Annotated in this window: 14 protein-coding genes and 1 pseudogene; 2 read left to right on the top strand and 13 right to left on the bottom strand. The window is 44.9% G+C overall.

The window, feature by feature from the left end; all coding sequences use genetic code 11:
- The first annotated feature begins 60 nt into the window (after positions 1-60).
- Positions 61-1023, top strand: coding sequence for a bile acid:sodium symporter family protein (locus tag DW173_RS05680; protein WP_120143983.1), 963 nt, complete (start codon positions 61-63; stop codon positions 1021-1023).
- 37 nt (positions 1024-1060) lie between these two features.
- A pseudogene (locus DW173_RS05675) lies at positions 1061-1423 on the top strand (hypothetical protein); the annotation flags it as partial.
- Positions 1424-1615: 192 nt separating this feature from the next.
- Here the strand turns inward: DW173_RS05675 and DW173_RS24085 are convergent.
- The 13 genes from DW173_RS24085 to DW173_RS05615 form a co-directional block, all read right to left on the bottom strand.
- Positions 1616-2041 (bottom strand): transposase, encoded by a 426-nt coding sequence (locus tag DW173_RS24085; protein ID WP_233562103.1) that lies wholly within the window; start codon positions 2039-2041, stop codon positions 1616-1618.
- Positions 2042-2072: 31 nt separating this feature from the next.
- Positions 2073-2372 (bottom strand): transposase, encoded by a 300-nt coding sequence (locus DW173_RS24080; protein WP_225450772.1) that lies wholly within the window; start codon positions 2370-2372, stop codon positions 2073-2075.
- A 285-nt stretch (positions 2373-2657) separates the two neighbouring features.
- Positions 2658-4160 carry a sulfatase gene (locus DW173_RS05665; RefSeq protein ID WP_087317214.1) on the bottom strand — a complete coding sequence of 501 codons (1503 nt, stop codon included), beginning with the start codon at positions 4158-4160 and terminating at the stop codon, positions 2658-2660.
- Between the two features lie 84 nt (positions 4161-4244).
- Positions 4245-5705, bottom strand: a complete 1461-nt coding sequence (locus DW173_RS05660) for a sulfatase-like hydrolase/transferase (RefSeq protein ID WP_225450773.1) — start codon at positions 5703-5705, stop codon at positions 4245-4247.
- A gap of 32 nt (positions 5706-5737) precedes the next feature.
- A complete protein-coding gene (locus DW173_RS05655) occupies positions 5738-8050 on the bottom strand; it encodes a family 20 glycosylhydrolase (RefSeq protein ID WP_087320599.1) in 2313 nt (770 codons plus the stop codon).
- A gap of 22 nt (positions 8051-8072) precedes the next feature.
- On the bottom strand, positions 8073-9557 hold the full coding sequence (locus DW173_RS05650; RefSeq protein ID WP_233562101.1) for a sulfatase: 1485 nt from the start codon (positions 9555-9557) through the stop codon (positions 8073-8075).
- A 22-nt stretch (positions 9558-9579) separates the two neighbouring features.
- Positions 9580-10806 (bottom strand): glycoside hydrolase family protein, encoded by a 1227-nt coding sequence (locus DW173_RS05645; RefSeq protein ID WP_143241477.1) that lies wholly within the window; start codon positions 10804-10806, stop codon positions 9580-9582.
- Positions 10807-10833: 27 nt separating this feature from the next.
- Entirely contained in the window at positions 10834-12294 is a 1461-nt protein-coding gene (locus DW173_RS05640) for an arylsulfatase (protein ID WP_225450782.1), read from the bottom strand.
- 73 nt (positions 12295-12367) lie between these two features.
- Positions 12368-13951 carry a sulfatase gene (locus tag DW173_RS05635; protein ID WP_087320596.1) on the bottom strand — a complete coding sequence of 528 codons (1584 nt, stop codon included), beginning with the start codon at positions 13949-13951 and terminating at the stop codon, positions 12368-12370.
- Between the two features lie 121 nt (positions 13952-14072).
- Positions 14073-15209, bottom strand: coding sequence for a DUF1735 and LamG domain-containing protein (locus DW173_RS05630; protein ID WP_087320593.1), 1137 nt, complete (start codon positions 15207-15209; stop codon positions 14073-14075).
- A 14-nt stretch (positions 15210-15223) separates the two neighbouring features.
- Positions 15224-16192, bottom strand: coding sequence for a glycoside hydrolase family 18 (locus tag DW173_RS05625; protein ID WP_225450775.1), 969 nt, complete (start codon positions 16190-16192; stop codon positions 15224-15226).
- Between the two features lie 15 nt (positions 16193-16207).
- Entirely contained in the window at positions 16208-17806 is a 1599-nt protein-coding gene (locus tag DW173_RS05620) for a RagB/SusD family nutrient uptake outer membrane protein (RefSeq protein WP_199722818.1), read from the bottom strand.
- Between the two features lie 13 nt (positions 17807-17819).
- Positions 17820-21119 carry a TonB-dependent receptor gene (locus DW173_RS05615; RefSeq protein ID WP_087317202.1) on the bottom strand — a complete coding sequence of 1100 codons (3300 nt, stop codon included), beginning with the start codon at positions 21117-21119 and terminating at the stop codon, positions 17820-17822.
- Between the last annotated feature and the right edge of the window lie 134 nt (positions 21120-21253).

Below are 21253 nucleotides of genomic sequence, written 5' to 3'. Positions count from 1 at the left end.
TAGTAGAAATTTGTAGAAAACTCATTATTTGCCATTAAGTTTTGTGTTTTTTTCGGTTTAATGGTAGCTTTTTTCCTGAAATCTCCGTTACTTTGTGCTTCGAAGTTAAAATGTACGACGATGCTTAAGTTTTTGAAGAATTGGACGTTACCTATTGCTATGCTGGTAGGTGCTATAGGTTATCCGCTGTTTATCAGCCTTTCTTTTCTGACTCCCTATCTTATTTTTACGATGTTGCTATTGACCTTCTGTAAGGTATCTCCTCGTGATTTGAAGCCTAAACCTCTCCATATGTGGTTGTTATTGATTCAGATTGGCGGAGCGTTGGCTGCTTATCTGCTGCTTTATCGCTTTGATAAAATAGTAGCAGAGGGAGTGATGGTTTGTATTATTTGTCCTACGGCTACGGCTGCTGCGGTGATTACTTCCAAGTTGGGTGGGAGTGCAGCCAGTCTGACTACTTATACATTGATAGCAAATATCGGTGCGGCTATTGCTGTGCCTATTCTTTTTCCTTTGGTGGAGGTGCATCCTGATGTCACTTTTTGGGAGGCGTTTCTTGTTATTTTAGGTAAGGTATTTCCGTTGTTGATTTGTCCTTTTTTGGCTGCCTGGTTGTTGAGTAAGTGTTTGCCAAAAGTGCATCAGAAGTTATTGGGCTATCATGAACTTGCTTTTTATTTGTGGGCTGTGTCTTTAGCTATCGTAACAGCGCAGACATTGTATTCCTTGCTCAATGACCCAGCGGATGGTTTTACGGAAATCATGATTGCTGTCGGAGCACTGATTGCCTGCTGTTTGCAGTTCTTTTTGGGGAAGACAATCGGCTCAATTTATAATGACCGTATCAGTGGCGGGCAGGCGTTGGGACAAAAGAATACGATTCTGGCTATTTGGATGGCACATACTTATTTGAATCCATTGTCTTCTGTGGCTCCCGGTTCGTATGTGTTATGGCAGAATATTATCAATTCGTGGCAGTTGTGGAAAAAGAGAAAGAATGAATTGAAAAATCAAGCGTAAGACATTAGACAAAAATCGTATAAATCATTTGCCGTTGGTTGATGATTTGGTGTTGAATGAAAAGTTGCTTCTTGTAGAAATTCATCAGCCACTGGCTGATGAATTCAATTGGGCTGATTTCCTTTCAATCGGTTTTAGTCATCATGCCGAAATAATATTCAAGGCTAAGACTCTGGAAGTAAGGCTGTTTTATATACATGAGTATGTTACTCGCTATTGGAGTAAATACACTTTAAGGGATTACTTACAAGCAGACCTATACAGCCATCGGGGAACTTTGCCTAATAATTTCGCACAAACATTGCCCGATACTAAGCAAGCGCTAAAAGCTATTTGATCATTCAAAGACGAATACTTGCTTGATTTCATCAACGTGGAAGAACTGGGTGAACAGGAGGATTTATGGTAGTCTTAAATGACGTAACTGACTGTATAAAACGGTGGCAGAAGAAATGTAATCAGTCTCAAAGGGTGATTTGGCAAGTATATTGGGAATAAATGTTATTTATTCAAAAAAAGATAGCGATATATCTAAATTATGAAAGTGCTTTTATATTTTATATCAAAAAACAAAAGTACTTTCAGAGCCTGTTTAAATTTTCTTCAATAATAATTTTATCGCTGATATTTTGACCATTTCCTCTGCCGAATCGAATGTTAGTTCATAGTTTCGGCAGAGCCTCCTGTCATTTTCCATCCATGAAAATGTTCTTTCCACAATCCATCTTTTGTGAATAGGTTTGAATCCCTGTTCTTTGTATGCGCTAATAACCACCTGAATTACATAACCGAATTTATTTTTGACGTTCTGAATAAGCTCTCCCCTATATCCTCCGTCTGCTAATATGACTTTTATTCCTGAACAAAGTTCTTTCAATACCCTCATTAGCAGATAAGCAGCCTTACTGTCATGAATATTGGCTACTGTAACCATCACTGCAATAAGGGAGCCATTCTTGTCTACACCAATATGGCGTTTGACGCCTTTCACTTTTTTATTGCCGTCAACTCCGTTCAGAGACTGGTTATTGCCCCATTTAACGCTTTGGCTATCTATATATGCCTACACTGGGTTCCATGTTTTGACTCCGCTCTACCCGGACATGACCACGTAATCTGTCAAGAAGCAAATCGAAAACGTCGAGAGAAGCCCATTTCCGGTAATAGTAATAAACTGATTCCCATTTGGGGAACTCTTTGGGAAGCATACGCCACTGGCAACCCGTTTTTACTAAATAAAATATGGTATTCCAAATCATACGCAAATCATATTTTCGCTTTCTTGTTTGCAGGTTCAGCACTTTTGTTATATATTGCCACTCGGTTTCCGTTAAATCTGTCAGATACATCTTTATTATAAGTTTGCTCACTTCAAATAAAGATATTATTGGGCAGGTACGGAAACCTTCTTAAAATTTTATTTCAACCATTTTTAAACAGGCTCTTAATTGAGATGTTTTTATCTGATTGCAAAAATACGTCTAATTCTCCTTATAAAGTCTTAGTTAAACTTCCTTTAGTCTTAGTTGGAAAAGAAAATTCGGAAAATTCTCAGTAAATTTGCGCATGAAAAAGTTCAAAACCATTATAGGATTTTGAATAAGTGACCAACTCGTCCCTTGGTCAACCGGGTTTCAGTTTTTCTTCTGTTCTTCTCCGACTTCCTGTTGCAGGCGTTGCATTTCCTGCTTCATCTTTTTGATGACCTCTGCATACTCCTTGTCATTGTAGGCGTTATGGTCTTCTTTCGGATCTTTCAGTAAATCGTAGAATTCCCAGGAAGGTTCGGAGACGTAGTCGGAAGAACCGGTCATATTCAGCGGATCACCATATAGATACATGAGTTTGTACCGGTCGGTTCGCACGCCGATGTGTGCCGGACGAATCTTATGTTGGGTCCAGTAGCGATAATAAATGCTTTTTCGCCAGTCTTTGGGTGTTTTCCCCTTTAAGTTGTCGCGGAAGCTCCTGCCTTGAGTGCCTTGAGGGGCATCCACATCGGCAAAGTCGGCCAGTGTAGCTGCGAAATCCACATTCAGAATTAAATCATCCAACCGTTTCCCGGCCGGCAGTTCGCGTGGATACCGAATTACGAAAGGCATACGGGCGGCTTCTTCGTAGAACATGCGTTTGTCATAAAATCCATGTTCGCCCAGGAAATAACCTTGGTCCGCCACGTAAATCACAATTGTGTTGTCGGCAATGCCCATTTCATCAAGTGCGACCAGTAGTTTGCCGATGTTGTCGTCTATGGTGGCTCCACATCTCAGGTAGTCGCGTATCAGTTTTTGATAGGCGGATTTGCGGGCGGCAGTGGGATGCATTCCTTTGGTACTGAAAGGTAGCTCGGGGTAGCGGCACCACCACTTGTCGGGATCTTCCGAGGCTACTTGCCAGTTACGGGCTATGGTTTCCAGTTTCTGTCCCTCGAAGGTCCTGCCGTTCGTTTCGGGACCCCAGTCCAGCAGGTTCTCCGGTTCGGGAAATACGACTCCGTCATACAAATGCCTCATCCGTTCCGGAAAGTCATACGGCTCGTGGGTGGCTTTGAAGTGGCAGCACATCAGGAAAGGCTGCGTCTTGTCCTGTTCTTTCATCCATGCAATGGCTTTTTCGGTGACGATGTCAGTTGAGAAGCCGTGTACACGTTCGCCGAAGTTCCGGTTACCCGGCCAGGGGACATCGCTGTTCTTGAAGGTGGGGTCGCGATATTCGCCCTGGTCGTGGAATACGGAGTAGTAGTCGAACCCTTGCGGTTGCGACTTCAGGTGCCACTTGCCCACCAGCCCTGTGTGGTAGCCGGAAGCTTGCAGTGCAGTGGCTATGGTGGGTAGTGCAGTGTCAAGGGTATCTTCCAGCGTATATACTCCGTTGCGGTGGCTGTATCTGCCGGTCAAGATGGCTGCACGGCTTGGCGTGGAGATGGAGTTGGTGCAGAAACAGTTATCAAGTGTCACGCCTTCCTCCGCCAGGCGGCGGATATTTCGATTTTGAGCATACTCTGCCAGGATTCCTCCATAGATACCCCATGCTTGCGATGTGTGGTCATCACTTAATATGAACAGGATGTTGGGACGTTCGTTTTTTCTTGTCTCCGCTTCCGGGCTGTCGGTGGCAGCCATTCCGGAAGTTGCCATCAGAGGCAGCAGGCCGAGATATAAATATTTTGTATTCATTGATGTTTTTCGCTTTGGTTTAATATTATTTCGCTTACTTCGTTTTTATTCGAAGATATATAAATTTATCAGTTCATCCCAGGTGATTTTATGTCCGTCTTTCCACCATAACGGGGTGTCGATATTACAAAAGTCTTGTTGCTCTTTCAGGCGTTGAATCAACATTTCTTTATATGCGGCGGCTTTTTGGGGCATCGCGTCAGCAAGGTTTGCCATTTCTTTCGGATCCTTCTTCAGGTTGAATAACTGCTCCGTGATTTTACCTTCCACATTGTAGATGATATACTTATAATCATCCTTTACCAGTGCCCGTTGTTGGTTGGAGTATGCCAGGAAGATGTCGTCACGAAGTTTGTCTGTGGTTCCTTCCAACAAAGGTTTTAGAGAAACGCCTGTTACTGAAGCCGGTATTTCGATTCCTACTATGTCGCATAGGGTGGGGTAAAGATCATATAAATAGCATAAGGCATCGGTTTTGAATCCATGTTTTTTACTGCGTGGGTCGATGATTAGCATGGGTACACCCACACTGTGCTCATAGAGGCTTTGTTTGCCCAACAAACCGTTTTGTCCCATTGCCAGGCCGTTGTCCGATGCAAATACAATGACCGTATGCTCTCTTTCGCCCGTGGCGTTCAATGCGTTGAGCACCCGTCCTATCTGTTCGTCTACTTCGCTGACCATTCCGTAATAGAGGGCGAGTTCCTCCTGAAGTTGTTCGCCTGTGCGGGGTGGGGGAAGAATTTGTTCGTCGCGGATAGCCAGTTCGCCATTGTCGAACGGGTGTTGCGGCAGAAAGTTAGTGGGTAGGATGATGTCTTTGGCTTTATATTTCTTTCCGTAGTCCGGCAATTGATTTCGTGGGTCGTGCGGGGAAGTGAATGACACGAATGCCATGAAAGGGTTTTGGGCTTTTGCCGCGGTGCTGAGGAACTCGATTGCCGCATCGGCAAACATTTTTGAAGAAAACTCTTCTCCGATGAAAGACGTCTCTTTATATTGGCCTGTTCTATCGTAATGATGCAGACGGGGAGAGCAGTGTCCGTTCTTTTCGTAAGGATGCATCCCACCGAAGAAGATGTTCTCTCCTGCGGCAAACGAACGGTTGAAGGAGGCATGGTCTGAATGCCATTTGCCGGTAGCAAATGTCTGATAACCGTTGGCTCGTAATTGTTCGGGAAGTGTCACCATGCATTCGGGTATCTTCATGCCGTCGCTTTGCACTTCAAATACTCCCCTTCCGGTCATCAGCATGGCACGGCTGGGCATTGACAATGCACCGCAAAGGGCACCGTTGGTGTAAGTGCGGGTAAAAGTGACACCTTCAGCTATTAGGCCGTCGATATTTGGAGTGTACACATTTTTATTCCCTAAGGCTGCGATGGCATCACTTTGCATATCATCTACCAGCAGGAACAGGATGTTGGGTTTTTCCGTTTCCGGTTGGCATCCGCTCAAGGCCGTCAGGGCGAGTGAGGCGGATAACAGGGTTTTCATTGTTTTCATGGTCGTTCGTCTTTAACTTCTTAATTAAGCCATTAGTATACTTCTATCTCATCCACAAATAGGAAAGGCGGCATTCCGGCGCCAGAGTGTCCGGGCGGCAAGGCTTCAAAACCGTTTGCGGTTACTTTTACGTAGCGTGCCTGCGCTTCATCGAAGTTGAGCTCCAGTGTCTCCCGGCGCTTTCCTTCCATCCGGGCTTCGGGAGCCGGCCAGGTGCGCGAGGCCACTTCGCTGAACTCCTTTCCGTCAATTGACAGTGCAATCCGCACGCTCTCTATCCCCATGATATAGGAACTCATGTCTGTCAGTGACGAGAGGCAAACTTGCTTCACTGTCTGCACGCTTCCCAAGTCTATTACCGCCTGCAACGGATGAGGATTATAGCCCACCCACAACCCGGTGGTGTGGAAAGCTGTGCTCCGCACGCCGTCTACCAGTATCGTGCCATTGTTTCCATTATACCTATCTGACGGTTTTGTCAACAACTTTATGTCGGCAAAAGTGGCTTTATTGATTCTGACATCTTTCTCCAGCACATCGCTGTGCAGGCCGGACGGAGTGTAGGCAATGGCTTTCAGGCAGGCATCTGTCGAAACGTAAAACGGAACTGTGTATTTGAGGGACTTGGGAGTGGGAGTGCTGCCATCCAGTGTGTAATAAACGTTTGTGCCTTCGAGGGTCTTCAACGTCACTTCCAGTCGTTGGTTTTTCATATCCGGCCGGTATCCTGCTTCTATTTCAAAGAAGTGAGGGGCATATCTGAAACCGTTTTCACGGTACAGGTCGAGCATTACCGGTAGCCGTTCTAGAAAGTCGAGATAATTTTTCCGTCTGCTTCCGCTCCATGTAACTTCGGCGAAGGCGGCCAGTCGGGGCAGCATTTTATAATCCAGCGTTTTGTTGTCAGGTACGTAAGAAGCCCATAGGCAGGCTTCTGCTCCCAGTATTTTTTCTACGTCTTTGTCTGTCATTTCGGGTGTGACGATCTCCGTACTATAAAGTTTCTGCATCAATACAAGTCCTCCGGTTGCCGCGGGCTCGTTTTCCATATTGCTTGACTGATAGTTGTTCAGGTAGAAATGCCCGTTGGATGAGAAAATTACCGGATGATTTTGTTTGACGGCTTTTACGCCACGTCCCAGTCCTCGCCACGACATGATTACGGTTTCGGGGTCTATATTGTCGGAGAGGACTTCGTCCCAGCCAATCATTTTTTTCCCTAACGATTTCAGATAAAGAGCCACTTGCTTGTTGAACTCGCTCTGTAACAAATCTTCCGCAGACTCTTGTTCCGTATCTTTCAGGCTGTATCGGCGGATGATTCTTTGGCAGTCCGGACAGGCTTTCCAGCGGTCTCTCGGCACTTCATCGCCCCCGATGTGCAGATAAGGCGAAGGGAAGAGTGCGGCCACTTCCGCTAATACATCTTCCACAAATTGCCGTGAAAATTCTTTGCCCATGCAGAGTACGTCTTTGTGTACTCCTCCGCGATCCATAGATACCTCGTAAGGGCCACCGGTGCAGCCTAACTGTGGATAGGCGGCAAGAGCGGCTGTGGTGTGTCCGGGTAAGTCTATTTCGGGGATGATGGTGATAGCACGCCCTTTTGCATAGGCAATTACTTCCTTTATTTCCTCTTGTGTGTAGAAACCACCGTAACGTTCGCTGCCGGTGCCTTTCCAAGCGCCTACGCGTGTCAGTTCCGGATATTTCTTTATCTCTATTCTCCAACCCTGGTCGTCTGTGAGGTGCCAGTGGAAATAATTCAAACGGTGCATTGCCAATAGATCGATGAAGCGCTTTACTTGCTCCACCGTGAAGAAGTGGCGGCTTACGTCTAGCATCGCTCCCCGGTAATTCATTTCGGGATAGTCTTCAATTTCGATGGCAGATAGCGTGAAAGGTGCTTTCTTTTGTAACAGTAGAGATTGCTTTAACCATTGTAAAGCATAAAATGCTGCGGAAGCATCTTTGGCTTCAATCACAATGCTGTCCGCATTTACTTTCAGCCTAAACCCTTCGGTGGGCAATGCCGCATTATGTTTCAGGAGGATACAATTCTTCAGGTTCTTTTCTCCTGTACTTTTTTTAAAGGTTATGCCGGTGTGTCTCTCCATTTCGGAGATACATGTTGAGACACTTTCCGGCAATTCGTTTTTTCCTGTCGGATAGATAATTGTGGTACGTTCATCAATTGTGAATGGTTTTCCAGCATGAATTGTTATATCGGCAGGCTGGGGAATTTGCAGATAGGTCGAGGCCGGCTGTTGAGAACAAGCCTGTACTAGTAATCCGATTCCCAGTAGGATAACTCCATGTATGTTTTTTAAGTTTATGGTATTCATTTGTAATCGTTATTTGTTTACCTCAATCTATTCTTCCCGGTTCTCTCCGATTTTTTCCCGGTTGTCCTGTCAGGTCATCTCCCAAGTCCTCCCGGCACTGGTCGGCTATCCGTTGTAGTTTTTCTGCAATCGCGGGATGCTGGCTGATGACATTGACCCGTTCACCCGGATCACGTCTCAGGTCATAGAGTTCACATTCGGTTATTTCTTTTTTACCCAGTTCACCCGGTTGTCCGTCATTGCCTGGCATTTGTGTTTCGTAGGATACATATTTATGGGGGAATACCAGTTTGTAATATCCGTCGGTGATGGCTTGCAATGAGTTCCTGTGATAATACATACACAGTGATTGGCGTATGGGGGCTTTGTTCGTTCCTTTCAATATGGCTGCCATGCTCAGTCCGTCTATCGGTAACTGGGGGTGTGGTGCACCGGTCAGTTCCACCAAGGTGGGCAGGATATCGATATTCGACATCAGGTCGTTGCAGATGCTTCCGGGGGCGATTGTCCCTTTCCAATAGAACAGGCAAGGTACGCGCATACCGCCGTTGAAGGTGGTAGCTTTTGCCTCTCGAAGTCCGCCTGACGAACCTGCATGATTGCCGTAATTGGCCCAAGGTCCATTATCCGAAGTAAGGATGACCAATGTATTTTCTTCTACTTTAGCCTCACGCAAGGCCTGCATGACTTTTCCTACGCTCCAGTCCAGTTCCATCATTACGTCTCCATAAAGTCCCTGCTCGCTTTTTCCCTTGAATTTATCCGATACAGCCAACGGAACGTGAGGCATGGAATGAGCCAGATACAAGAAGAATGGTTTGCCGCTGCCGGTACTTCTCCGGATAAAGTCTACCGCGCTGTTTGTATAGTTGGTGGTTAATTCCGACTGTTCTGTATTGTAGCCTATTACTTCATTGCCTTCAATCAAAGGCAGATCGGGAAATTTATATTGGGGGTGATTAGGCCACATATCATTGGAGTAGGGTAATCCGTAATATTCATCGAAACCATGCTGGAGTGGCAGGAATTTCCTGGCATCTCCCAGATGCCATTTGCCGAAAATGGCTGTGGCATATCCTTTCGTTTTCAAGAGTTCGGCAATAGTTTCTTCCTTGTCGCTTATACCAGTAGGGGAGTTTGGGTTGGGGGCGTAGGCAAAACCTATACGGTTGGGATAGCATCCTGTCATAAGGCCGGCGCGGGATGCACCACTGATGGGTTGTACCGCATAGAAATTGGTCATGGACACTCCTTCGGCCGCCAGTTTGTCGATATGGGGAGTTTGATATCCCACAGCTCCCTTGAAAGAGAAGTCGCCGTTTCCGGCATCGTCCAAATTGATCAGGACGATATTCAATGGTAATTCTTTGTCGGAATGCGCACAGCTGCTTAATAAGGCGCAGCTGCCTAAGAATGCTCCGCTTCTCAATAATATTCTGCTGCTGGACAATACTTTGCAACTCAGCAACATGTTGTCTTTCAACTTTTGAACTGTTTTATATTTCATTGGGTTTAATAGTGTTTTAAGTTTAATTCTTCTTTATTTTTATCCTTATCTGCACATTAAACGAGCCACCGTTTATCTTAGGATTTACATTGTCGATGGAACATGCAGCATAAAGCACTTCGGGGTCTCCTTCTTCATTCAACAGCAGTTGCGGGCGTTCCAGGCGTTTAACTTTCACGGTATCTCCGTTTGCCAGTATCAACTCCTTTTTCATGAACAAGGAATGTTGGGGGAGCTGCCACTTGATGCCGTCGTTCGAACGCATGATGGCCAGGCATGCGTCTCCTTTGGTGAACTTTCCGTTGAAGTCCTTGAATACGGCATAAAAGCACTTGTCACGCTTGTGATACCATACGTAAGGATCTTCTGCTGATAGTTTTCCTTCCACACCTTCCAGATGGAAGACGGGTTCATCCAAAGCTGTAAACGGACCGTCCGGGTGGTCGCTGATGGCAACTCCGTGAATGCCGCGCCAATGCGGGTCGTAGATATTCCCTTTAAAGAATAGCAAGTATTTGCCGTCGGTGGGACGATAGACTACGGCAGGGTTCACCACAATCAGGTTATCCGGCTTCGGCTCTGTACCCTGGGGTGAGGGAGCCAGCACGTTGTCGGGCTTCACCCGCGTGCGCGGCTCAAGCAACGGCTTGTCCGAGTGTGTGAACTTTCCTTTCAGCAGGTCGGGAAACGACTCGAACACGATTACGCCGATTTTCTGGTTCTGCTGTACCCTGTCTCTTTTGGGTAGAGTGTCTGTTTCTGAAAGCACATTGTCATTGCCCGGATCTACTGTTGCCGCATAGTACAGGTAGTATTTGTTGCCAAACTTGCGCACATGCGGATTTGAAGTGCTTTGGGCATCCCACGAGGAAGTGTCAGCGGCAAACCCGTCCTGGTTGTAGAAGAAGCCCAACTGGCGGAAACCACCATCGGGACGTTCAGAAACCGCCAGGCCGAGTTTAGAGCCGAATACCCAGGCGTTGTTGAAGGGATGTACTCCTGTTTCGGGTGCGGAGTAGATCATGTAATACTTTCCATCTTCGGCTTTGCTCACCGAGCCGCCCCAGGTGAAGTGCCCCGGTACTTGCAAGGCGGATGTTCCTTCCACTTCATACCCGCCTTCTATTTGTTTCACCTGTAAGTCTACGGGTTCTGCTTCAAAGATGTATTCGTATGTCGGCTGGTGACCGGTACAGCCCAACAAGCCGAATGCAATGGCAATATATTCTGTTTTCATTCTGTTTCTCATGGTCATGTATGTTTTCTTGTTTATTCGTTACTTTTTAGTTGACAGTCCTGAAGGATAATTAGGACTGTAAAGCAGGGTTTTCTCCCTTTTCTGCAACTGTCCGTCTTTCACCCATTTGTCGCCACGTTCGCTCAGGTGCTCTGCCATTGCGCGGCGCAGTTCATCTGTTTGCTTCCGGTATTTCCTGTTGGTTATCTGATTCACTGTTTCGTGAGGATCTTTCACTAAATCAAACAGTTGTTCTTCACCTGTGCGCAGGAACCATATATATTTTATCTTTCCATCTGTAAGCGCACACCAATAGTTTTCTTCCGAGTAACAGGTGGCATGCTCCATATCTATCCAGCGCCGCCACTGTGGATTTTCTTCTTTTATAAGTTTTAGCATTGAACGGCCGTCCATTGCTTCGGGCGTTTCTCCCCCCGCCGCATCTAAAAATGTGGGCAGAATGTCTCTCAACTCTACCGGATTCTCGATGACTTTTCCTCTGCAGTGTACGCCTTCCACGTCTTTCGGAGTTTTTATAATCATCGGGATGGCTGCAGAACCCTCGTAGGCATAGGTTTTCCGCCATGAATGATGATCTCCCATCATATCCCCGTGGTCTGAAGTGAAGCAGATAATTGTGTTGTCATACATGCCTTTCTCTTTGAGCGCTTTTACGATTCTTCCCACTTGTTCGTCGATAAAAGTGACGGCTGCATAATAATGCTTGCGGGTATTCTTTACATATTCGGTGCTGAATTGGGCAAATGCGGCGGAAGAATCAGCTTTGGGATCGGTGATGTCTTTGCCTATATGCTTGCTCCACTCTCCTTCGGCGGGGGCGGGGATTTCTATGTTTTCGTACATCTCCAGAATCCGTTGCGGAGGATCGTAAGGGCTGTGAGGACGGGCGAATGATATCTTCAAGAATAGCGGCTGTTCACCTTCATAATGCTTGATGGTACTTACGGCCACGTCGCCTGTCCAAACTGTGGGATGTAGGTTCTCGGATAGTTTATAGGTAGAGGCGGCGTGATCGTTCCAACCAATTCCTGTAGCATCGGGATTCTTACCCGGCGCGACGGTCATGAACCATTTTCTGTAGTCGCTGCGGAAATAGGGCGATTCTATCCGTCCGCTTTCGTCGAGGATGGTGGCATGAAAACCGTGCAAGGCGTTTTGAGGGCGCCAGTGCATCTTGCCGATGCCCAGCGTGAGGTAGCCGTGATCACGTAGCATTTGCGGCATCTCGAATTTATAATGTTCCGCCACATTGCCATAACCAAGCATGCCGTGATGCCAGGGCGAAAGTCCGGTCAGCAATCCTGCGCGTGCCGGGGTGCTGCTGGGGGTGGCGGAATAAGCGTTGTTGAATAAAAAGCCGTCTTCTGCCAGGGCGTCTATGTTCGGGGTTATGATTCGGTCGTTTCCCGCACACCCTATCGCGTCTCCACGTTGTTGGTCGGTCATTATGAAGATGATATGCGGCTGTTTCTCTGCCATTGCCTGTTGTGGCAGGCAGAAGGGGACGGCCAGTCCCGATAACCAATAAGTGTGTTTCATGATCTTTTGTTATTTATAAGGATATGGGAGCACCGTATTGTTGTTGAAGAGTTTTCAACTCATCCTTCAATTGGCGGGTTATTTCTTCGGTGCTTTCCCGACCGTACAGGTTGTTCATTTCCGAAGGGTCTTCTTTTAGGTCGTACAATTCCCAGACATCGATATCATTGTAGAAATGTATCAGTTTGTACCGTTCCGTCCGTACGCCGTAATGCCGTTTTACGGCATGTTCCGCCGGGTATTCATAGAAGTGATAGTATAAGGAGTGTCGCCAGTCGTCAGGCGACTCGCCTTTCAGCAGGGGTACTAACGATACGCCTTGCATGTCTTCGGGGACGGACACTCCGGCCAGTTCCAGGAAAGTGGGGGCATAATCAATGTTCTGGACCAACTGGGGGATGTCGCCCCGCTTGTTTAGTCCGCGGGGAAGTCTCATTATTAATGGCGTATGCATGGATTCTTCGTACATGAATCGTTTGTCAAACCATCCGTGCTCGCCCATATAGAATCCTTGGTCGCTGGTGTAGACCACCAGGGTGTTGTCCGACAGGCCTTTTTCGTCCAGATAGTCCAGTACGCGTCCTACGTTGTCGTCCAAGGATTTTATCACCTTGGCATAGTCGCGCATGTAGCGTTGATATTTCCATTCCGCCAGTTCTTTTCCTTGCGGCTTGGTTTTATAGAATTCTTGGATAAGTGGAGAATAAAAGGCATCGTATTGTGCCCGTTCTTCGTCGGTCATACGGCTTATGAACTTTAGATAAGTTGCTTTCAGCCGTGAATCGTCTTTTTCGCTCAGCATTTTTGTGTCGTACATGATATCCATGTGTTTCAGGATGCTCATTTCGGCTGAGGCGGCGGCTGTGCGGTTATGGTAATCGTCGTAAAAGTTTTCGGGAAGTTCAAAAGTCTGGTCTTCGTATTCGGACAGGTATTTCAGTTCCGGCAACCAGTTGCGGTGGGCTGCTTTGTGGTGAATGAACAGGCAGAAAGGCTTGTTCTTGTCTCTCTGCGTCTCCAGCCAGTCGATACTCATATCTGTGATGATATTTGTCAGATAACCTTTCTTTTGTATGGTATCGTTGTCCATGGTGATGAAGTCCGGATTGTAATAGTCTCCTTGTCCTGGTAGAATCTCCCAGAAGGTAAATCCTGTCGGTAAACTTTCGAGATGCCATTTGCCTATCATGGCGGTTTCGTAACCTGCCGCTTTCAGGAGTTTGGGCATAGTTTGTTGTGAAGAGTCGAAGACGCAGGTGGTGTTGTCGGTAAAACCATTGGCATGGCTGTGTTTTCCGGTGAGCATACACGCACGGCTGGGACCGCTTAGCGAATTAGCCACAAAGCTGGAGGTGAAACGAACACCGTCAGCCGCAATACGGTCGAGGTTAGGGGTGTGGATGTGGCGCTTGTCATAACAACTCATCATTTGGGCGGTATGGTCATCAGTCATGATGTAGACGATGTTGTAACGTTCCGCATCTTTTCCTTCTCTTCGGGAAGTATGGTTGCAGGCAGATAAAAAAAATAGAGAATTGAATCCGATAATAGAATACCCCAACTTTATCGTTATATGGTCTGTTAAAATGTTCTTCATATATAAATAGGGTTGTTTCCGGGAAAATAGTTAGGTTTTAGTAACGAGAGCGTTTCATTTCAGGAAACGCTCTCGTTATCTTATAAAAGCTGATTATAATCGATGATATTTGGAATCAGAATCATTCTCCGTCATCTGGAAAACGTACACCAGTCTTCCAGGTTGCTTCTTTCACAAGTTTGCCATCTCTTTGATGACTGGAATAATCTTTGATTATGGTTCCGCTTCCTTCATTACACTTCCAATAAACTTCCAATCCCGGAGTCTGAGGTGAGACAACATACATATTATTCGAGATTTCAGCTTGGCTGCGAGCTACAGACCATACGCGAAGTTCGCTAATACTTCCCTTCAATGTATAGGCAGTATTTACGCTATTTGCAAAGCCTATTTCTTTCATCTCGAAAACTTCTCCCGGAAGAGCATGCGGAGTTGTAAAATCCAGTACCCCATCTACATAGAAACGTATGTTTGTTCCATCGTAAGTTAATGCCAGATGATACCATTTATTAGCCGTAAAGCGTGTAATACTTTGTGGTTTCCCAGAACCTATTTTAGCCTGGAATTGGTTTTGTTCACAGGTAACATCTCCGAAGCGAGTATAAATATTGTTTTTCCCGTCGGCTCCCTTTATAGTCCATTGAGTCACATTGTTTCTGTTAAATGCATCCATGCATAAATTCCACTCTAATGTCCATGATGAAAGCCCTTCTATCATAGATTCTGGAACAATAGAAATAGCATTACCATTGGCTAAATATGGTACTGTAGTTACTATTATCTGATCCAAAAGTACTATTAAAGAAGATGAAGACAATAGTTTCTCGGCTCCGTTTGCATTAACTATAGCTACGGGGATAGCATATTTTTTGGTTGCGTCGATAGTTTCATCAAAAGGTTTTATTATCAAGTTTGTCGGTGATGAACCGATTTCACCAGCTTTGATTGTTGTCGTACTTTCCGAAAAACTGTAAAATTTTTCCGGCAACAACTGATAATCTGTACCGTTTTTCTGATTATATGCTTGCAGTGCCGTTGCATCTGTTCCGTATTCAACGGTTACGTCCGTTGTCATCATGGTACCTAAACGGGAAGAGATAACAGTTTTGGCTCCCGTATCGTCAATAGTTACTTTTTTTGATTGGGATTTCTGCGCATCGGTCAGGAATACCCCATTCTCTATCACATCATATTCTGATTGGCAGGCTGCCAAAAGAGCAACCATGAATATTATTCCTATTTTTGCTATATTTTTCATGATTTGTTCAGTTTTTAATTGTTGGGATTGGCCGGATTCATTATTTGAATGGCCTGTCGCATGAACTTATATTCCGGATCGTGTGCATATTCATATTCCATATGGTATGCTCCGCATCCTCCTTTACGTCCTTCTTCGGGATGCCAACCGGCCATGCCCAATAAGGAGGGCATTTTATTACCTTCTTCATCTGTATAGGTTACACCGCCATTTTTCCAATAGGACTCAAAATTCTCGGTTACAATGAGGCGCTCCGGACCTATATATTTACTGACTCCGTTGTAACGGCTTTGGAGTCTGGAAGGAGCAGAAGTATTATATGCTTGAGATACGGCATAATCAGCATATTGCCATCCTTCTTCCGTAATGTAACTGATATGTCCATCTACCATAATTAGTTTGTCCGGACCTAAATTTTTGCGCATTTCACGTAATAGCGTAGTCATGTTATCCTTGTTGTAGAAGAGGTCACCGGCTGAACATTCGTGGTCAAAATCTATCCCATCATAACCATATTTGAAGATAGAATCGGATAATGCCTTTGCTGCTGCGGGAATATCTTCTGCCTTGTTTTCAAACGGACATACTCCTCCTTTGAATAAGTTGGACATATTGTGAGAGAAAAGCGTGAATGTGATTCTTGTTCCATATACCTCCTGTACGTATCTCATATCATCTATGTGATTTTGAGTTAAGTTATATTTGTCTCCCCATATAGATATGATATCCATACTGTCGGGTGCACTGCGCAATGAACCTCTTGCAGAAGTTGATGTGCCTCCGTTCCAAAAGCCGAACCACCCAAAAGCTATTTGGTGGTCCGTCTTTTTATAAGCTCTTAATTTCCTGTAGTATTCTTCTGATTTGGGAGTTCCATCCAGATTTTGTATTATATTTGCTTCGGGCATGGTCCAGTCATCGCATGCTTGCATAAACAATCCCAAGCCAAATACTAATCCGATAGTTTTCAATATATTTTTCATATGATTTACTTACTTTTAGTTTATTGATTTATTTTCTATATCCCACCATAAACGGGTACCACCGTTGTCCTGACCACCTAATAATTGAATGGCTTCTTGTATGTTTTGGGGATTTAAAGTGTATTCTGATTTGGCAAATGGCAGTCTGCGTATTTGAATATCCGTATCAACTGTTCCACTGCTATTATTGACTGCTACAGGGAATAATTTAGGATAACCGGTACGGCGGAATTCCGTCCAGGCTTCCTGACCATTTGGGAACGTGGCAATCCATTTCTGGGTGATAATACGTTCAAGCTTCTTGTCCTTGGAATCATTCTCTTTCCAGCCAATGGTTATGTTACTGACAGCACCTATGTTATTGGACGACTTTAGAGGATCTACATAGTTAGCGGCTGTCTTCACTTCATCCGTCATATACTCATTGGCACCACTTGCTCCCCATTCGTTGAAAGAAAGGCGAATACCTTCTTCATAAGCACTTTGAGGAGTAGCACCTCCCATGTTCCATCCTCTTAAAGCACCTTCGGCTTTAAGAAAAGCAACTTCGGCTGCATTTATCCAGATTATTGGAGTGTTACTTTGTATGTTCGGGGAAGAGTATCCTAGCCGCGAGTCTTTATTGCTGTCCAAGTTGAGGCCTGTTCGAAGAGCGAAGTAACCGGATGTCTCATTCAGGGTACCTTGCGTGAACATTTTACTCAAACGTGGGTCTTCATAACCTGTCAGTATGGACCAAATGGAAGCTCCCATACGAATGTCTTTATAATTGGCCCACATTGTGTATAGTTGATTAACTACGTCATTGGCTCCCACCGTTTTCACCCCGGCGTTATCATCATTTGAAGTTATTACCCCTAATGAATGGGATATAGCCTTTTCAGCTTGTTCTTTTGCAACTTCCGGCTTTACGAAAGCTAGACGCATTGCTAGACGCAGACGTAGTGAATTGGCAAATTTCACCCATTTGCTGTAATCGCCTCCATAGACCAAATCGTACTCTGCCATAGGTTTTGAACCGGGATTGTTCACGGTAAACTTGGTCAGGACTTCAGCCGCTTTGTCCAGTTCTTCGAAGAACTTCATATAAACAGTCTCTTGGCTGTCGTATGGAGTGGTCATCGAACCGCTTCCTACCTGGGTGTAAGGCAGAGGCCCCCACATGTCGGTAAAGCGATGCATGGAAGCAATTTTAAGAATCTGTGCCCATTGGTAGATGTGGGAGTTTTCATCGCCATCTACGCTTTTCTTAATTTCGATATAGGCGCCGATAGCCTGGGTATATACTTTTTCGAACGGATTATTCAGCCAATTATCCTGGAAGAAGTAGGTGGCATTGTTCTTATTGCTGTTGAAATTGGTGGGAATGGCCATGTACCCCGAATAGATATCTCCTACCAAGTTTTGCGACAATTGAAACTGATTGTTATGCGTAGAGACCACATTGCGTTGCAATTGAGGGAAGAAAGCTCCGACTTTCACGTTATCTCCTTCCAGTATGTCTTCGGTGGCTTCGTAAGGGGGGACATTATCAAACCATCCGGTGCAGGATGCCAGGGAGATGGCTCCGGCAAAAATCATTCCTTTTCCAATATTTAATATATAGTTCTTCATGATAGTATTATTTTTAGAATTGCATTCTTACACTGAATCCGACATTTCTCAAGCTGGGTTGCATAAAGTAATCCAATCCCTGGAAGTAGGTACCTGTAAATGCGATACTTTCCGGATCGAACGGGGCTTTGTTGTAAATCATCCAAAGATTGCGTCCTATGAGGGAAACTGTCATATTCAATTTGTCATTAAACCATTTCTTCGGTAAGTTATAGCCTAAAGTTAGTTCTTGCAAGCGTACATTGGTAGCACTGTACACATAGTTAGATAACATGCCGGTATCACCTCCGCCAATATATTCATAAAAATACTGTGGGTCGAGTTTACCGAAGTTGACTGTTACGCCACCATTGTCACGTGCGATTGCTGACGCTTCCGATACTCCGTATTTGTCGAGTATAGCCTGAGTGGCTGACATCACTTCTCCACCAATGCGGGCAGTCAGCAAGAAGCCCAGGTTAAAGCCTTTCCAGGAAAGGTTGTTGCGGAAACCTAAGTTAAAATCCGGATTGGCATTACCTACCTTCTGTAAATCTTCTACTGTCTGGAGCTGGTTGGTATCGGGATCTACATAAATAAATCCGGAACCATCTTGGCGCAAACGGCTGGTTACATATATATCGCCCATTGAGCCGCCTTCTTCCAGTATCATCCGATATGTTCCAAACTTGGAAACTTCCAGACTGGGAATGTTGAGTAATTCACCCGTAAGTGGATCCGGGTAATCACGTACCAATTCTTTTATTTCATTACGGTTCATACTGAAAGTAAGCTGTGAGTTCCAGTTCAGGTCCCCGAATTTATTTTCGTAAGATACCATAGCTTCAATACCCCAGTTTGCTATATCACCTGCTTGAATATAGAATGTTGAGTATCCGGAGGAAGCGGAAGCTTTGGCTTCAAATGTCTGATTGTATGTATTTGATTTGTAATAGGTGAAGTCGAGGCCAACATGCCCGTCAAACAATTTGGCATTTGTACCTATTTCAAATGATTTGGTCCGCTCTGGATGCAGTTCTGGTACCGGCATGTGGGTGTTGGTCTCAAATTCTCCACTCGAACTGTAGCCGAAAGTCGGGATTGTGAGATAACGTGAAGGTGCATTACCTACGGAACTATAAGAAGCTCTCATTTTCCAGAATGTCAACCACTTCGGCAACTTCACCATTTCAGTGATTACTCCTGAAAGACCTACAGATGGGTAGAAGAAAGAACTGTTGGGTGTGTTGACCAAAGCCGATGACCAGTCGTTGCGTGCTGTAGCACTCAGGTAAATCATGCTTTTCCATCCCAGTTCCGCACTGGCAAATACCGATTGGGTTTGTTCTTTCCAACCATCCTGTTTGATGCGCGAATTATTTGCCCCCAAATCTACATTATGCAAAGTGAAGAAGTTGGGAATCATGCTTAACTGACCTTCCGCACCTACATAATCCATACTTACGTCCTGGATGCTGGCACCCACATTGGCAGTGAGGTCGAAATCATTGAAACGTTTGTTGATATTGACCAGGAAGTCAGCATACAATTGTTTGTCTACGTCCTTACGGTCGCCATAATATCCTTTGCTTTGAGCAAATTTGGCATCTGTGCTGGCATAAAGTTTTTTTGTATGTCGGGTGTTGGCATTGTCAATGCGTACACGTCCGCTGATATCCATCCAGTCGAACACTTTATATTTCAATCCGGCATTTGCCATATAACGATCCCGATCGTTATTGAACATATTGCGGTTGATGATCCAGTATGGATTCTGCATTGCCATGCCCATTTCACCATAAGGCCAGTGTTGGGTCATCAGCTGACGGCCTTCGTCATAACGTTCGTACATGCGATAGGGGGTGAAGTCTTCACCGCGAGGAAAAAGGTAGAGAGGAACAATCGGGTTAAAGTATTGTCCTTGCGAGAGCATGTTCTGGTCTTTCTGAATCACGTAGCTGAAACCTAAGTCCAATGTCATTCTGTCATTAAAGAAATTGGAGGTATTACGAACTGTAAAGTTATAACGCTGGTATTTATTGTTCGGAATGATACCTTCGGCTGTTGTGGAAGATGCCGATGCGAAAGTCTGGTTCTTTTCATTACCCAGTGAAATGGACAGGGCAGTAGTGGTATTATAACCTGTACGGAAGAAATTCAGAGGATCATAGGAAGAAGGGGTTGCCAATTTGTCTCCCCAGCTCGAAAATTCGCCCGGTTTGTTGCCGTATGTGTTCTGGAAACGCGGAGTTACGAATGGGTTGGAAAAATCCGTGTTATGCGATAATGTTATTTTAGGTTTGCCGGCAGCTCCTTTCTTCGTGGTAATCAGGATTGCACCATTGGCTGCATTACTACCGTAAAGCGCCGCTGCCGCAGGACCTGTCAATACTGACATACTCTCGATGTCTTCCGGGTTAAAGTCGGCAATGCCTTCACCTTTGGGAGCTGCAGTATAAAAACCTTGGTTCTTTTCGACATCGCCTCCATTTGTATTATTCAAAGGAACACCGTCAACTACGTACAACACGTTGTTGCTTTTACTGATAGATTTCACACCGCGCATCACTACTTTGGTAGAACCTCCGATACCCGAAGAACTACTATTAATTTGTAGCCCGGCTACTTTTCCGGTCAGCGAGTTTACAAAGTTCGCGTCTTTTACCGTAGTGATTTCATCAGATTTCACTTCAGTGAGGTTATATCCCAATGCTTTTGACTTACGCTTGATACCTAACGCTGTTACAACAACTTCTTCCAATAGTTCAGCGTCTGCTGACAATTGGATATTATAGATATTATTATCCGTAACTTTTAGCGTTTGTGGGGCATAGCCGATGTATGAGACCTCAATCGCATCTCCCTGATTCACTTCCAGAGTAAAATTTCCGTCTATGTTTGTAATGGCACCTACACCGGGTTTCCCCTTTACAACGATGTTCACGCCAATCAGGGGCATATTTTGATCATCTAATACCTGTCCGGTTATCTTCTTGGATTTTCTTTTCTCTTGTTTAGGCTCTTGTACGATCATGATATGGTCTCCCTGGATTTTATAAGCAAATCCTGTACCTTTCAATATTTGGTCAAGGGCTTTTTCTATTGTCGCGTCAACGACATTCAGTGAAATGGTTTTATCGGCGCCTAATTGTGATTCATTATAGGCAACTGACATTTTAGTCTGTTTTTCAATTTCGGTCAATGCCTCTTTCAAAGAGACTTTTTCTTTTTTAATGGATATTTTTTTCGCATTTTGGGCGAAAACTACTGTCTGTGAGAGCAGCAAACAGCAAAAAAAAGTTATAATTTTAGCTTTTAATCGATATATGTTCATATCTTTGTAAAGTTTTTAGTGTTAAACTCATGATATTAGAATTTTTTCCCTAGTTGTAGTATTATGTAAATACTAAAAGTTAAGATTTCACATCCGGGATGAGGCGGCAACCTTTTCCCGGATATTTTTTTTCA

It is taken from the genome of Bacteroides sp. AM16-13 (assembly GCF_003602705.1).
Classification (GTDB): Bacteria; Bacteroidota; Bacteroidia; order Bacteroidales; family Bacteroidaceae; genus Bacteroides; species Bacteroides xylanisolvens.
This window is presented reverse-complemented; position numbering and strand designations above follow the sequence as displayed.